The 14,687-nt window shown below is 68.8% G+C and carries 14 protein-coding genes; 4 read left to right on the top strand and 10 right to left on the bottom strand.

Annotation, left to right across the window (positions count from 1 at the left end):
- Nucleotides 1-21: 21 nt before the first annotated feature.
- The 4 genes from WMF14_RS10885 (at nucleotide 22) to WMF14_RS10900 (ending at nucleotide 3,015) form a co-directional block, all read left to right on the top strand.
- Nucleotides 22-1,494 (top strand): hypothetical protein, encoded by a 1,473-nt coding sequence (locus tag WMF14_RS10885; RefSeq protein ID WP_437800643.1) that lies wholly within the window; start codon nucleotides 22-24, stop codon nucleotides 1,492-1,494.
- 851 nt (nucleotides 1,495-2,345) lie between these two features.
- The gene (locus WMF14_RS10890) at nucleotides 2,346-2,645 is read left to right on the top strand and encodes a hypothetical protein (protein WP_272101563.1); all 300 of its coding nucleotides are present in this window, start codon (nucleotides 2,346-2,348) and stop codon (nucleotides 2,643-2,645) included.
- 57 nt (nucleotides 2,646-2,702) lie between these two features.
- Nucleotides 2,703-2,852 carry a CBS domain-containing protein gene (locus WMF14_RS10895; protein ID WP_437804178.1) on the top strand — a complete coding sequence of 50 codons (150 nt, stop codon included), beginning with the start codon at nucleotides 2,703-2,705 and terminating at the stop codon, nucleotides 2,850-2,852.
- Nucleotides 2,853-2,862: 10 nt separating this feature from the next.
- Nucleotides 2,863-3,015 carry a hypothetical protein gene (locus WMF14_RS10900; protein WP_437800644.1) on the top strand — a complete coding sequence of 51 codons (153 nt, stop codon included), beginning with the start codon at nucleotides 2,863-2,865 and terminating at the stop codon, nucleotides 3,013-3,015.
- A gap of 2 nt (nucleotides 3,016-3,017) precedes the next feature.
- Here WMF14_RS10900 and WMF14_RS10905 read toward each other — a convergent pair whose 3' ends face one another.
- The 10 genes from WMF14_RS10905 to WMF14_RS10950 all read right to left on the bottom strand — a co-directional run bounded on the left by WMF14_RS10905 (nucleotide 3,018) and on the right by WMF14_RS10950 (nucleotide 14,022).
- A complete protein-coding gene (locus WMF14_RS10905; RefSeq protein WP_437800646.1) occupies nucleotides 3,018-4,232 on the bottom strand; it encodes a hypothetical protein in 1,215 nt (404 codons plus the stop codon).
- 328 nt (nucleotides 4,233-4,560) lie between these two features.
- Entirely contained in the window at nucleotides 4,561-4,923 is a 363-nt protein-coding gene (locus tag WMF14_RS10910) for a hypothetical protein (RefSeq protein WP_437800648.1), read from the bottom strand.
- Complete coding sequence (locus WMF14_RS10915; RefSeq protein WP_272101567.1) at nucleotides 4,920-5,102, bottom strand: hypothetical protein; 183 nt, start codon at nucleotides 5,100-5,102, stop codon at nucleotides 4,920-4,922. Before WMF14_RS10915 ends, WMF14_RS10910 begins: the two co-directional genes overlap by 4 nt.
- A 107-nt stretch (nucleotides 5,103-5,209) precedes the next feature.
- Nucleotides 5,210-5,500, bottom strand: coding sequence for an RNA recognition motif domain-containing protein (locus tag WMF14_RS10920; protein ID WP_276597748.1), 291 nt, complete (start codon nucleotides 5,498-5,500; stop codon nucleotides 5,210-5,212).
- A 539-nt stretch (nucleotides 5,501-6,039) separates the two neighbouring features.
- A complete protein-coding gene (locus WMF14_RS10925; protein ID WP_437800650.1) occupies nucleotides 6,040-7,110 on the bottom strand; it encodes a DUF2169 domain-containing protein in 1,071 nt (356 codons plus the stop codon).
- A gap of 31 nt (nucleotides 7,111-7,141) precedes the next feature.
- On the bottom strand, nucleotides 7,142-9,316 hold the full coding sequence (locus tag WMF14_RS10930; RefSeq protein WP_437800652.1) for a type VI secretion system Vgr family protein: 2,175 nt from the start codon (nucleotides 9,314-9,316) through the stop codon (nucleotides 7,142-7,144).
- Nucleotides 9,317-9,672: 356 nt separating this feature from the next.
- Nucleotides 9,673-10,908 carry a hypothetical protein gene (locus WMF14_RS10935; protein ID WP_437800654.1) on the bottom strand — a complete coding sequence of 412 codons (1,236 nt, stop codon included), beginning with the start codon at nucleotides 10,906-10,908 and terminating at the stop codon, nucleotides 9,673-9,675.
- A 376-nt stretch (nucleotides 10,909-11,284) separates the two neighbouring features.
- Nucleotides 11,285-12,556: a hypothetical protein gene (locus WMF14_RS10940; protein ID WP_437800656.1), complete on the bottom strand. Its 1,272-nt coding sequence runs from the start codon at nucleotides 12,554-12,556 to the stop codon at nucleotides 11,285-11,287.
- Complete coding sequence (locus tag WMF14_RS10945) at nucleotides 12,540-13,214, bottom strand: RNA polymerase sigma factor (protein WP_437800658.1); 675 nt, start codon at nucleotides 13,212-13,214, stop codon at nucleotides 12,540-12,542. Before WMF14_RS10945 ends, WMF14_RS10940 begins: the two co-directional genes overlap by 17 nt.
- Before the next feature lie 247 nt (nucleotides 13,215-13,461).
- Nucleotides 13,462-14,022 carry an NADPH-dependent FMN reductase gene (locus WMF14_RS10950; protein ID WP_437800660.1) on the bottom strand — a complete coding sequence of 187 codons (561 nt, stop codon included), beginning with the start codon at nucleotides 14,020-14,022 and terminating at the stop codon, nucleotides 13,462-13,464.
- Nucleotides 14,023-14,687: the final 665 nt, after the last annotated feature.

Raw genomic sequence — 14,687 nt, forward strand, 5'->3', positions numbered from 1 at the left:
GAAGATGAAGGAGCGCGGACGATGTCCTACGGCTGCCTGACCGTCACGCGGTGGAACGTGTTCCTCGGCCTCTCGTGGCACGAGGCCCTGTTCTGGTGGCCGATGCCGCCGCCCGGGGCCTACGTGCCCCAGAAGTACTGGCCTCATTTCCAGACAGGGCTTGTCAGCGGCACGCACCTCTTCTCGTTCTGGTCGGAGCAGAAGAAGCACGAGATACAGCTCGACGGCGTGCACTGGATAGGGCGGGGGAGCGACGCGAGCCTCGTCGTCCCGCACGTGGACGTGGTCCAGGGGTGGAATCCGCTCCTGCCCTGGACCATCCTCTTCGGGAGCTCCATCTCGGTCTGGGGGACGAGCGGGGTCGCGATCGGGTGCGATAACCCCATCTTCGGCGAGACGACCTGCGATCTCGCGTGCTCGCCGTTCAAGACCGTGCCGTTCTCGCTCCACCTCGCGTGCAACAGCCCGATCAGCCTGCCGCTCGATTTCACCATCGTCTGGGGCACCGCCAAGGCCGGCTTCACCTGGACCGACTTCATCGCGTGCCTCGTCGACATCGCGATCGAGATCGCGATGGACATCCTGATGAAGTTCGGCGGCCAGATCGCGGGCAAGCTGTGGAAGGGCGCGAAGGCCGCCGGGAAGGGGCTGATGAAGGGCGCGAAGATGGCCGCCGCCAAGAGCGCGGATCTCGCGCAGCCGTTCTTCAAGCGGGCCGGCAAGGCCCTCGCGCGGGAGAGCGCCGAGGAGACGCTCGCGAAGATCCTCAAGGAGTCCGCCGAGGAGGCGGCCGACGACGTCGCGTCGAAGGTGGGCAAGCAGGCGGCGGAGAGCTTCTCGGACTCGCTCAGCCGGCTGCGATCGCAGAGCGACGAGCTGCTCGAGGAGCTCGCGGAGGCCGCGGACGGCAGCGTGTGGAGGTCGTTCAAGCAGGGCGCCGCGGAGCTCGGCGAGAGCGCCGCCGATCGCATGAAGAAGCTCGGGAAGAGCCTTGGCGCCGCGGCGAAGTCGGCGAAGGACACGATCATCGCCGTGAAGACGTGGAAGAAGGTGACCGAGGAGAACCTCCTGAAGTCACGGAAGGTGAGCAGCATCCTCAAGTACACGGCCCTGGCGAACGGGTTCAAATACTCGAAGAAGATCGGCGGGAAGCTCGCCAGCTCCATCGACGCGCAGTACCACGACCCCGGGGATCTCGACGCGGCCTCGGACGGGTACAGCTTCGGGCCGTTCGCGCTCGGGAGCAGGAGCGGCGTCTACGACGACCTCGGGGACCCCGTGGGGGACACGGGCGACGACGACGAGGATGACGAGACCAGCAAGACCGTGGTTGGCGATCGGTTCGCCTGGAGGGGCGACGCGAGCGCGAGCGCGAAGGCGCGCGTGAGCGAGCGATTCTCGTGGTCCGATCAGAGCGACGAGAGCGGCGGGAGCGCGGGTGTGGACGACCGCTTTGCCTGGATCGTGAGCGACGCCGCCACGTCCGGCGCATAGCTCCACCCACCAGGAGTCCAGGTAGCCTGACCGCCTCGTCCCGCTGTTGCGCGTCCGCCCTCGCAGCACGCCTACGGTGTCACGAAGATGACCGAGAGATCATCCACGTAGAAGGAGCCCGTGGAGTTGGCGCCCATCCTCTCCGCGGAAGGCGCTGAATCGACCCTGGATCGATGTCACGTCGTTGAAGTTCGGGTGCTGAATGAGCACCCACTGCTCATTGGCCTCGCCGGCCGGCGAAGCGGCCACCATCACGTTGCCGTTGCCGAGCGCCGTCGCGACGGTGCCGACCGTTTGCTGCGAGCTCGGCAGCTGGGATGCGGTGTCCTGGTTGAAGCCGGCGCTGAGGATCGTCTCGGTGCAGCCTGTGAGCAGCGCCGAAAACGAGGCTCAGCGCTCCTCTGATCTCGGGAGAAGAGCACGGGGCTGCCGAGCACCCTGTCTCTCGGAAGGAGACACCTTACCCTCGAAAATTTCCGCCCCAGACACCATTGCTGTAAGGCGCGATCCGTGTCGACAATGACGCTCCGCGGCAAGCCGACCGCCCCACAAAGAGCTGGATCCAGGTGCGCCGTCGGCATCGACGGCGGTGATCGGCAATACCAACCGGGCCGTAACCAGCGCCCAAGTGCGGCCGGACTTCGCATCGTGGACGCGGCATAGGCGGGCTGGCGGAGCCCCCGGGCGGCGCGTGGGCGCCGGGCGGGTTCGGCGCACGAGTCTTGCACCGCACAGACGAGGGTTCGAATTCTCTTTACGCTCGCAAAGCAGCCTGAGATGCTATGCGCTGCCACGAAACGGCGCACAACGAGGGCATCGTTTCGGGTGCGAAAGCATCTTGGAGGGGTAACATGCCGATCTCAGTGACAGTCAAAGGGAAGACGTACGAGAGCGACGGTCATTACCATGCGGAAGAGGTCATGCTCGCTTCCGTCAGCCGTTCAGCAAACCTTGTTGTAGAAATGAACGGTTGGCCGTGCACGGGCGAACGGCACCACAATTGTCACAAGCGCTTCCTCACCGAGTCCACTGGCCGCACGATCACGGTGACCATCACGGACGATCATGCCGGCTACGCCGCGAACCATGGGCGCAAATTCGGGCAAACAGGGACGATCACCTACGCCAATGGCGTCGCGACCTATGGTTAGGACGTCAAACGTATAGAAAGGCGTGCCATCGGCCAGCCCAGCGCCGAGCGAGACGCAATCCGTCGACCAGCTCGCTCAATCGGCTGTCTGCCCGTGGTCGGCGACGAGGAGCAGCTCATCGGGATCATCACCGAGACCGATTTCCTGAGCATCGCTCAGCAGGCGCTGCGAGGCGTCGACGTGACCCACAGCGCCGGAGATCGCTAGAAGACGGGCGGTGGATGGCGAGTCCCCGTTCCTCCTGAAGCACACCTCCGGCGGCACGCTCTGGGTCGCCGGCACCTTCTACGGTTCCATCGACGTCGGCTCGGGTCCCGTCGCGCCGCCGAGCACGACCGGATTCGTCTTCCGCATCCCGGCGCGTAAGTAAATTCAGAAGGCCGGGTAGCAGCTCTTGCCGTCGGTGGTGATCGGTCTGTCCTCGGGCTCGGCCTGCGTGAGGTCGATGGCGTGGAGATCCGTCACGTCGTCATGGCGCAGGCAGTAGACGAGGGACGTCGCGTCGGGAGCGATCGTCGCGCTATCTATGTAGGTGCCGGGCTCGGCGAGCACGAGGGGGGATATCATGGCTGTGGCCATGTCGTAGACCAAGAGGGCGCTTGTCTCTACCGTGGTGTCGTTGGCCGGAACATCGATGGTTCCGACGAAGACAAAGCCGCTGCCGTCGCCGAGCCAGCTCGCCGTCGTGAGCGAGGGCCGCACCTGGCCTGCGCCGTAGCCCTCATCCACGAGCTTCGTGGGGCTGGTGCCGCCCGCTCTCGGATAGAGAAAGATGCCCTGATCCTCCGAATTCAGGCACACGCTGTGAATGAGGAGGATTTCGCCGGTGGCCGGGTTGACCGAAGGTTCTATCACCGTGCAGCTCAACACCGTGGGGAAGGGCTCCGGCAACCCACCTCCCGCGGGCACGCGCCACGGGAACGAGCCTCCTTGGAGGCTCGTCCCCTCGTACCACCAGTTGCCAAAGTCATAGAGAATGCCGGTGCCGTCGGCCGTGAACCTCGGTGCGTCCACCGAGATTTCGAAGTTCGTACGGCCCTCGCCGTCGTTGGGAAACACCGGCGTGAGGCGGCGGAAGTCGGTCCCGTCGGTGGCGAGGCTCCAGAGGCGGCGGGTCGCGAGGTGGGTGTCGTTGTCTTCCTTGGTGGGGCCGTAGAGCGAGGCGAGGACGATGCGGGTGCGGTCGGGCGAGAGGGTATGGCCCCAGATCTCCCAACCTTCACTGCCGTCGCCGCGCAGATCGGTGACGATGCGCTCGGCGCCGGTCGCGAAGTCTCGCGCGATGAGATGATCGCGATCGGCCGTCTCTGCGCGCACGTAGAGGAACGTGCCGGCCGGGAGGGCACCCGCGCCGGTGGACGAGCCACCGCTGCCGGAAGCGCCCGTGCCGCCCGATGTGCCGGTGCTGCCGGAGGAGCCGCTCGGACCAGCGCCCCCGCCGCCGGAGGTGCCCGCGCTGCCGGACGTGCCCGCGCCGGTGCCCGATGTACCGGTGGACGACGCGGTCTCGATTGTGCACGCCAGCGTCGAGCTCGCGACGATCGCAACGAGACTGAAAACTGGCCAACTGTTCTTCGTCGGAGTCATGCGACCAGCCTAACAAACTCTACTCAGGCGCATTTGTCTTTCAATCCGGCTGGATCTCGGGCTCGACCAGGTGCGCTCGAGCCCCATCGTCGGCTTCGACTTCGAGCTCAAGACCGTCGAGTATGTGCGCCAGGGTCGCATCGAGGCCACGCACATCCGGCGGCACTATTACGAGGGGTACCTCGATGGCCAACGTGCGACGAAGCTGCTCGGAGCGGTTTGTCGATGGCGCGATTGCCGTCCCGCTTGCGTTTCGGAGCGGGCTTGTCGTCCGCCATCGCGGACTCTTCCGGCCTCGCGGGGCGTCGTCGCTGGCTCAGCTACCCGACTAGGGGATTTCGGGGTCGGTGTGCCTTCGCCACTCGTTCCGCGCGCTTGAGTAGGCGGTCCGGGCGGCGAGCTCGCGCTCCACGCCGGTGATGGCGGGCATCTTGCGATGGCACAGCTCCCCGGGAAGGGTGATCTCCACCTGAGTTCGTGCTTCACGCAGCGTGCCGGGCCATCCGCCGGCGGCGGGGCGGCCTTCTCGATGGAGGTCTTGACGCCAACGCCTGGCCCACGCCTGGCCCAGCGCGTTGGCGCTCTGCTCGATGAATCGTTGCCGCACGGTCGCCTGCGCCGAGCCGTCCTGGTCGGTTGCTGGCTCTGACGGGGCGCGCTCGGCGCCCTGGCTCGGCGCTGCGCGCTTCACTCGATGACCGCAGGCTGAGGCCCCGGGACGATCCCGGCGATGTCCGGATCCTCTCCCGGTGTCCCGCTGACGGCGGAGCCCTTTCCCGTGCGGCGCGCGAGACGGTTCGCGTCTTTCTCGCGCTGCTTCTCTTGCCGTTCGCGTTCCTTTTGCCGCTTCAATGCTCCCTGCTTCTGCATGCGGAATCGGCCTTTCGGCGCCTCTGGGCGCGTTCTTCAGCACCTGATGGTGCGTCCTGAGAGCGCAGGCGTGGCGGCGCACGAGCGCCGCCACGCCGCGCCCGTGATCAGTACCGGTCGCGACCGCCGCCGCCGCCGAAGCCGCGCGCCGGACGCTCCTGCGCTTCGTTGACCTTCAGCGCGCGGCCATCGAGCATGGCGCCGTTCAGCTGCGAGATGGCGCTGTTCGCGGCCTGAGCCGTGCCCATGGTCACGAACGCGAAGCCGCGCGGCTGCCCCGTCTCGCGGTCGGTCGGCATCGCGATCTCACGGACCTCTCCGGCCGCGGCGAACGCGGACTCGAGGGTCTCGCGGGTGGTGTTGAACGAAAGATTTCCTACGTAGAGACGATTTCCCATGCCATCCTGCTCTTTTACGGCTTTCTGGTGCGCTCTGCGGCGCTCTCGCGCCTGCCATCCGACGAAGCCGTGACGGATCGAACGGAGACGTGCGGCGCGGAACTCCCGCGCGATCACACGGTGCGTCGTCCAGTCGTCCGAGCGAGCCGCAATCTCCCTCACGAGTGAGGGAAGAGGGAAAGCGTCGTTATCGAGGGCCAGGGACGGTCGTGAGGAGGGCATCCTAGCCCGGTGCATCGTCGTCCGCAAGCGGGCCGTTCCGTCTTCCGTCGCCGACCCTGCCGCCGACCGCAGGCAGCCGGCGAACAACGAAGTTGCATGGGGGCGAAATGGCCCATGTCCGCGATCGCCGTGCACCTCGGCCCCGGACCCTGCGATGGCCCGCCGTGAGCTGAGCGGGGCCTGGCGCCTGCGCCCGCGCCCCTCGCGACCGCGCAGCGTGCTGAACGGGCCCGGCCACCGGCGCGAGAACGTCAATCTCACGTTAACATCCGCTCGCCCTGGACCGGGGTTAGGCGGCAGGGGAGCGCGCGCCGGCCTCACGGGTCGTGCGCGATCCGGTAAATCCCCGGGATCAACGCCGGCAGCGGGCCATCGTACAGCGTCGCGGTGCGCCGCTCCTCCTTGCGGACGTGGTACTCGAACACGCAGCGGAGGGAGAAGAACACCCGCCCTTCCCCCGCGACGATCCCTATCTGATCGAGGTGCATGGGAAACACAACCTCCCGCTCCTCGAGCTGCACATGGATGTGCATCCGCAGGTCGGGCATCGCGAAGGCGAGGTCCCCGCCGCGCAGGCCGTGCGTGAGCCGGATCCCGTCGCCCGGCCTCGGCTCGCCGCCTGGCTCGATCATCATGCCCGGGTGCCCCATGTTGAAGAACGTGGGGAGGATGTCCCTGTGCCCCACCTTGAATTCGGGCGCCCTGTCAGGCGTGAGCCGGCTCGGGTCCGGCGCGGCGGCGCTCGTCGCGGCCTTCACGCGGAGCGCGCCGTCGCCGGGGTAATAGCCGAGGCCGACGGGATCGGGGGAGTCGCCGAACGAGCGGAGCAGCCGGTTCGGGTCCTCGAGGTTGGGCAGCGGCTTCCCGAGGGCGCTCTTCGCGTCGAGGTAGAACCCTCGCCCCGACGGGTTGGGCGTGAAGGGCATGTCGAGCCCGTAGTCGGTAGGGCACGTCCCGCCGAAGGCGCGCCCGTAGTCGAGCTCCATCGAGACGAACGACTCCGGCTCGCTCGGGACCAGCGCGCCGCCGGCCCCGGGCGCCCAGGAGCGGTCGCCGAAGACGGCGATCCGCCGCCGGAAGGTCCGGCCCACCTCGAGCTCGACGTCGAGGCGCTGCCTCGCCGCGCCGCCGGGCTGGCGCACCTTCCCGCCGAGCAGCACGTCGATCCCGCCCATGTAGAACGGCTTGTCCCCGGGCATCTTGCCGAGCGCCGTCGCGACGGGCTCGCCCGAGATCGGCCACGGCTCGTCGGGCGTGGCGACGAGCGCGCCGCCGGCGACCCGGAAGGTGGGCCGCGCGATCGCGCAGCCCAGCATGTGGTCGTCGCTGCGCGCCGACGCCGTCCTGAGGAGCTGCGCCGGGTGCCTTGTCTCGTTGCGAAGCTTCACGGATCGAGCCCTCTCCGCCGCGGCGCCGCGCTCAGCAGTTCAGGCGCACGGTGCCGCCATCGAGCTTCTCCGTGGCGCTCCCGTTGGTCACGTAGATCCCGTCCGAGGTGATCTCGATCTTCGCGGACTTGCCCTCGGCGTCGGTCGAATTGCCGATCTCGAGGATGATCTTCTTCTGGGCCCGGATCCGGATCGTCGAGTCGGCGAACAGGGCGAGATCGGGTCCGCCGATCTGGACCTCCTGCTCCGACTCGACGCGCACCTCTCCGGCGCACGTCATCTCCAGCGCGCCGTCGGTCACCGCCCACTCGAGCGAGCCCGCGCTGAGCGTGCAGTGCCCATCGACGACCTGCTGCATCGTGCCGCCGACCGAGAGGGTGAGGTTGCCCGTGACACGCCTCGACTCGTCGTCCAGGGACGAGATCGCGTGCGCCCCGGTGACGACGACCGTCCGATCGCCGGTCACCTTGACCGACTCGTCCCCGCCGACGCACGCGCTGCGGTCCCCGGCGACGATGTCGCGGCGGTCCCCGACGACGCTCGCCGTGTGGTCGCCCGCGACCGAGAGCCAGCTGTCGGCGCCGACCGAGGTGGTCTGATCCGCCGCCACCGTCCTGGTCTCGGCCGCGCCCACGGTCACGGTGCGCGCGCCCGAGACCGTCACCGCCTCCGCGCCGCCGACGGTCTTCGTGCGGTCGCCCGTCACCACGAGCGCATCGTCGCCGCCGACGTTGCGGCGCGCGTCGTTCAGGGCCTCGACCTTGAGATCGCGCTGGGCGCGGAGGTAGACCTCTTCCCGGCCTGACTGGTCCTCGAAGCGGAGCTCGTTGTACCCGCCGCCTCCCGGGGTGCTCTGCGTCCGCAAGGCCGATCTGGTCTTCTCGGCGGGGAGCGCGTACGGGTAGGGGCTCACGACCGTGTACACCCGCCCGGTCACGATCGGCCGGTCCGGATCGCCGTCGAGGAACTCGACGAGCACCGCGCTCCCGACGCGCGGGATGTGCATCGCCCCGTAGCCGGCCCCCGACGCCATCTGGGCGACGTGGACCCAGCACGCGTTCTCCGAGGCGCTGCCGTTGCGATCCCAGTGCAGCCTGACCCTCACGCGCCCATCGCCGTCCGTCTCGATCTCGGCCCCCTGCGTCCCGACGACGGTCGCGGCCTGCGGGCCGGCGATGCGCGGCTTTGGCGTCCTGCACGGGGGCCGGAAGGCGACGCCGGCAGGGACGCACTCGAACGTGCAGCGGTACCCCTCCTTGCTGTCGAACCGGGCCGCGTGCTCGAGCCGGGTGACGAGGTACTCCGCGTTGAAGCTCTCCCTCGGATGATCCTCGAGCCGGAACCGCGCGCCGGGCGCGAGCCGCACGGAGCAGGCCTCGCCCTGTCCCACGGCGGCGGTCGCCTGGAGCGCGTCGAGGCGGACCTCCGCCGCGGGGCTGGCCGGGTACGCGAACACGGCGAGGTCCGTGTGGCGCCCCTTCTCGACCGCCGTGTCCACGACCGAGGCGGGGTTCTCGAACGGCACGTCGCGCGTCGTGACCTTCCCCGGCCGGACCCGCTGCGCGAAGCGGAACGAATCGATGCCTTCTCCCGTGTGGAGCGCCCCCGTGACCGACCGATACCGGAGCTCCTTCGGGGAGAGGGGCGAGTGGACCTGCGCCGTGTCGGAGATCATCAGGGTCGCGCCAGCGTCGGTGTGCTCGAAGTAATAGAAGATGCCCTCTTCCTCCATGAGGCGGCTGAGGAACGCCCAGTCCGACTCGCGGTACTGGACGCAGACGTCGCGCGCCCCGTAGCTGCGCTGGAGCACGATCTCGTAACGCCGGACGCCGCCGAGCTTGAGCACCCGCTCGATGACCTCGGCCGTGGTGACGCCCTGGAAGATGCGGCAATCGTACCGCTGGTCGAGGAGCCAGACCTCCGGCACCAGGGTGGCGCGGTAGGCGGCGCGGTGCTCCGACGTGTGGACCTGCTCGAACCCGCTGACGATCCCGTGCAGGTGGCGGGCGCTGGCGCCGTGATCGAGCGTCAGCACGGCCGACTCGGCGACGAGCGCGTCGAGGTCGAGGTCGGTGTCGGCGCACTCGACGGTGATGTCGAAGGCGTAGAGCTGCGACATCGCCTCCGCGCCTGAGAGCTCCTTCACCTCGAGCGAGGTCTTGAGTCCATCGATCGTGAGTCGTGCGCGGACGAGGGGCGGTGCCACGGCCATGAGAACCTCGGAAGAGTTTCGGCCATCAGAGCCGATGTCGCGCCGATGTGCAAACCCGTCGCGCGGGCCGGCCGCGCCGGGCGAGCTGTGCGGTGCAGGTGCGATGTGTGCCGTTCGCGCCCCGGCCCCGCTGCGCCCAGCGCATGTCGCGGGCCGCTCATGCCTCGTAAAGCGACGCGATCCCGAGCGGCCGCTGTCGGCCGTACGGCCCTGGCATGTACGCACAGCTCGATGGGCCCGCTCGGTACGCTCACCGGCGGAGCCGGCGGGTTACACAACCTGTCGACGGCAGCGGCGAGCGCTCGAGGCTCTAGATCGCTCGCCCGGGGTTCCGCGCGGTCGCGCCGGCGCTACCGAGAGGGCGGCGTCTTCGAAGCGCAGCAGGTGAACTTTGCGTGGCTCGACTCGTAGGCGGCGCATCGGCCATCGTACCCGGCGTCGAACGCCGCGAGCTCCGCGCCGTCGCTCGCGCATGTGGCGTAGGCCCGTTCCTTGAGGGCGGACGCGTCAATGCACGAGGAGCCGTCGCCGAGAGAACCACCCCAGCAGGCCTCCGGCGGAGGAGGCGGCGGCTCGTTACCGCAGCACTCGAAGAAGGCCTTGCTCGTCTCGTAGCCGGTGCAAAGCGGGTTTTCCTCCTCGTACGTGAAGGAGGTGAACCTGGCGCCTGCGCTCGCGCAGGTCGCATAGGCCTTATCCTTCATGGCCGAGCGGTCGACGCAGGATTTGCCGTCGCCCAGCTCGCCCTTCCAGCACGCGCCGGACGAAGGAGGCGGCGGCTCGTTGCCGCAGCACTCGAAGAAGGCCTTGCTGGTCTCGTAGCCGGTGCAAAGCGGGTTTTCCTCCTCGTAGGTGAAGGAGGTGAACCTGGCGCCTGCGCTCGCGCACGTCGCATAGGCCTTATCCTTCATGGCCGAGCGGTCGACGCAGGATTTGCCGTCGCCCAGCTCGCCCTTCCAGCACGCGCCGGACGAAGGAGGCGGCGGAGGAGGCGGCGGCTCGTTACCGCAGCACTCGAAGTAACCCCAGGTGGTCTCGTCGGCTGCGCAGCTCGGGTTGTTCCGCTCGTAATCGAAGAAGGTGAGGTCTCCGGCCTTGAGCGAGCACGCCGCATAGGCCTGGCCCTTGAGGTCGGAGGGGTCGACGCAGGATTTGCGATCGCCCAGCTCGCCCTTCCAGCACGCGCGCGGCGGAGGGGGCGGCGGCGTGGAGCCGCAGCACTCGAAGGTGGCCTTGGTGGCCTCGTTCGGACCGCAGCGCCCGGGGTCCGGCAGGGCGTCGAGCCAGGTGAGCTGGGCGCCCGCGCTCACGCACATCGCGTAGGCCCGTTCCTTGAGGGCGCCCATGTCGATGCACGAGGACCCGTCGCCCAGCTCGCCCTTCCAGCACGAGTTCGGCGGCGGCGGCGGAGGCGGCGGCTCGCCGCCGCAGCACTCGAAGACCACCTCGCTGCTCTCGTGCTCGGCGCAGCTCGGGTTGAGGGTGTCGCTGACGAAGCTCGCGAGCTCCGCGCCCATCCTCGCGCACCTCGCCTGGGCGTGATCCCGGAGCGTGGCCGTGTCGTGGCACGTGAATCCGTCGCCCATGTCCCCGAGCCAGCACGCGGAGGGCGGGGGAGGCAAGCGTCCCCCGGCTCCCTCCGATCCCGGGTCCTCGCCGCCGCCCGCCCCATGATCCGCGTTTCCGCCTTCCCCGCACGTCGAGCCCGCTGGTGGATCGGAATCCGGCGCCATGGTGATGGTGCACCCGGATCCGACGAGGAGACTCGGTATCGAGACGCTGAGCCATAGACCTATCGCAAGGGAAGTCCGCATCGTGATCCTCCGTGAAAGCCGGCGTTGCGCCGGACAGCTCCGAACGCGCGCCGCTCGTGCTCGGGTCAGCGCGCCCTCTCCGTCGTGTCGCTCTCCATCTACCAACCGCCACGAGGCCGGCGGTTTCCTCGCGCGGGCGATTTCGCGATCAGAAGGGGCAGCAGGTGTAGCTCAGGCTCGTGGCCGTGGCGTCGGTGCAGGCGACGTGTTTGTCCCCGAACACGCGACGGAAGAGATAGTGGCCCTTACCGCTGCACAGCGTCGTGGCCTCGGCATCCAGCCGCTCGTACGGCTGGCACGCCTCACCGAAGTCGATCTCGCTCGTCCAGCACGACGGCGAAGGCAGCGGATCCCCGAGGGGACAGCACTCGTAGTAGACCCTGGTCGTCTCGTGGTCACCGCAGTCAGGGTCAGGCTGCTCCTGATCGAGGGAGCGGAGCTCCGTACCCCTGTCCCTGCACATCCTCCAGACCTCGTCCTTGACATACGTGGTGTCGAAGCACGTGACGCCGTCGCCGAGCACCCCTTTCCAGCACGTGGTCAGTGCCATCCTCCCGCACGTGTACTCGGCGTCGAGGTAGCTCCCGTGATCGCAGGGATCGAGCAGCGTCAAATCCGCGACGATGAGGCCTTGCGCCTCGCACTTTGCCCTGGCCTCATGCCGCAACGTGTCCGCCGTCTGGCAGAGCGCCTCGTCCCGCGGGGCCGTCGGATCCTCGGTCGCGGGTCCTTCGGCGTCCGTGGCTCGGGTGCCTTCTCCGCTCTCGCCCTCGTGCCCGGCCGTTTCCGCGGGGACGCCTCCGGAGCCTCGTCGCGGCGCGGCGTGAGGGCCTCGCTGCGCGAGAGGAGATAGCCCTTCCGGGCCATCAACCCATCTCCGGCCCAGCGTGTGCGGGGGGGTCAGCGGCTCGACGCGCCCGCGCGCTGGCGGAGGCGAGGCGCGGTCGACCGGGAGCCGGCTGTCGTCCAGGAGCCTCGGGGTGTCGTTCGCGTCCCGCGGCGGCACGGCGCTGCGCGGCACGGGCGGCGCCGGAGCGAGCCGGCGGGGAGGTTCCTGGAGGAGCGGGGCGCGGATCCGGGGAGGCGGCGCTGTCGGGCCGTGGGCCGGCGTGCGCTCCAGGAGCCCGCCGTCCGCGGGAGGGGTATCGCCCGCGAGCTCGATCGCTGGCTCGACGGGGCGCTCTGTGGAGATCGAACCGGGTGTGAGGTGCTGGAGCGCGGTGCCCAGGGCGACGATGCTCGCGCTGGCGCCCAGCGCCAGCACGAGCGAGCGTCCCCCGCTCCCGGCCCTGAAAGGCCGCCGCCCGCGCCGATCGAGCTCCGCGACGAGGCGCGCCTCGAGCCGAGGGGACGGCTTCGCAGAGGCGAGCTGCTGGTCCACCTCGCGCAGCAACGCGAGCAGATCACGGTTTCGCGTCATGGCCCACTTCCCATCCGGCGTCGCGGAGCTGCGCAACCGCCTTTTGAATCAGCTTGCAAACGTATCCCTTGGAGTGGCCGAGTATCTTCCCGATCTCCTCCTGCTCCTTGCCGTCGAGATAAAACATCGAGAAAGCGACCTGTTCTTTGGGAGGCAGCGTGCCCAGCGTCTCGAGCGCGCGGCGCAGATCGTCGCGCGCGATCGTCACTTCATCGAGGGGGCTGCGCTCGCCCTCGCCTTGCCCGAGCAGCCAGCGGATGGGCGGGAGCGCCAGGAAGCGGTCCCGGCGCAGGCGGTTCAGACAGCGATTCGAGGTCGTCCGGTACAGCCACCCCTCGAGGTTGTCTCGCTCGGTCAGGGTCTCGAGCGCCTTCATGAGGTCGAGGAAGACGTCCTGCGTCACGTCCTCTGCCCAGGCCACGTTGCCGCGGCCGTAGCGGAGCGCGAGGCGGTACACCAAGCGATGGTGGTTGCGGTAGAGCGCGCCGATGTCCAGCGCCTCTTCGCCGGAGCGCTGCGTCACGGCGGGTGGAAGCTTCCGCTCCGAAGGCACGGCGATGTCGTCCGGCGGAGCGCTCCGGCCTCCATCCCCCGGAGGGGGGAGCAGCTCCTCCGCCCGGGTCTGGCCCTCGAAATGAGGTCGCGCGGCGAGGTTCACCGGCGCCTCCGAGCGAGGGTCCCGTCCGCCGTGAAGCCCCACGAGCCGACCAAGAGTTGCGCCATCTGACACCCTACACAATCGAGGTCGGCGCTGGTTTCCTGTCGGCGGTCTCAGGCGCCGATTTCCCCTCGACGGGGTTCTCCTGGCACCCTCATGCACCGTCCGCGGTAGAATCGGCGAACGCCACGAGAACCGCTGCGGATCGGCGTCGTCGGGCTCTTGAGGCTCCGCGAGCGCGCCCTGCTCACCCGGCGCGCAGCGTCTTCATGGCGCCGGCCCACGCGATCAGCTGATCGAGCAAGGCGCCGACGGACTTCTCGTGGCGAGGGCGGGGCTTGAACACGCTGAAATTTTCGAAGTCGTCGAACAGAGAGAGCATGACCTGCGCGCGCACGTCCGCGATCTGGAGCTCGGCCATCACGAGCCGGAGCTGCTCGACGGCGCGTGAGCCTCCCGCGCTGCCGTAGCTCACGAAGCCGGCCGCCTTGTTGTTCCACTCCTTGTACAGGTAATCGATCGCGTTCTTGAGCGCGCCCGAGGTGCCGTGGTTGTACTCCGGCGTGACGAACACGAAGGCGTCGAACGAATCGATCTTTGCCGCCCAGGCCTTGGTGTGAGGCTTCGTGTACTGTCCCATCGACGGGGGCGCCGGCTCGTCGAGCAACGGCAGGTCGAAATCCTTGATATCGACGAGCTCGTAGTCGGCGCCGCCCTTCTTCGCCGCCACGTCGTGCACCCACTTCGCGACAGCCTCGCCGTTGCGGCCCGGCCGCGTGCTCCCCAGGATGATCGCCACCTTCAACATGTCTTCTCTCCAAGGCAATAGCCCCTCTCCGCTCGAGCCGACAGGCGGCGTGATGCGCATTCCCACGACGCCGCGGTGGAGGGGAGGGGGCTCACGAGGTTGCTACCAGCTCGAGGCTACTACCAGCCAGGCAGGCTTCCCGCCAGCCAGGCGTCGCGGGAGCGCGCGATCCCTGGACCCGTACCGCCGCTCGCACATCCACGCGCCGAGGCAGCGACCGCTGGTAGATCGTGCGGGCGTGCGCGAGGAGGGCTCCGGCGCCAAGGCAGCCTGAGCCGTCGACCGCTCGCTTCGTGGACAGCTCGGGTCGCTGCCGCAATTCGTTCTCAGGCATGCGGCGCCAGCCGGGGGACCGCCGCTCCAGGACCTTCACGCACGGCCGCGCCGCGTGGCGTGCCGAGTCAAGCCACCTCCCCCCGATTGATTGCGTCCGGTTCATGGCATGACACGGCGCGCGCCGTCGCGATGGCGGCGCCGCGCGGCCTGTCTCCCGTGTAGACACGCGCCGGCGTCGGAGATTTGCTTGCGCCGTTTATAATTAGTATTTACTTGCGGCCTTGGTCCGTTCGTGAACAATCAGCTCGACGGCGCGGTCGAGATGATCGTCAATCCGGGCGATCGCCGCGGTCGCGTCGAGACTCTTCCTTTTGGCCGTGGCAGCGCGT

This window comes from Sorangium sp. So ce693 (assembly GCF_051521375.1).
GTDB lineage: Bacteria > Myxococcota_A > Polyangia > Polyangiales > Polyangiaceae > Sorangium > Sorangium atrum.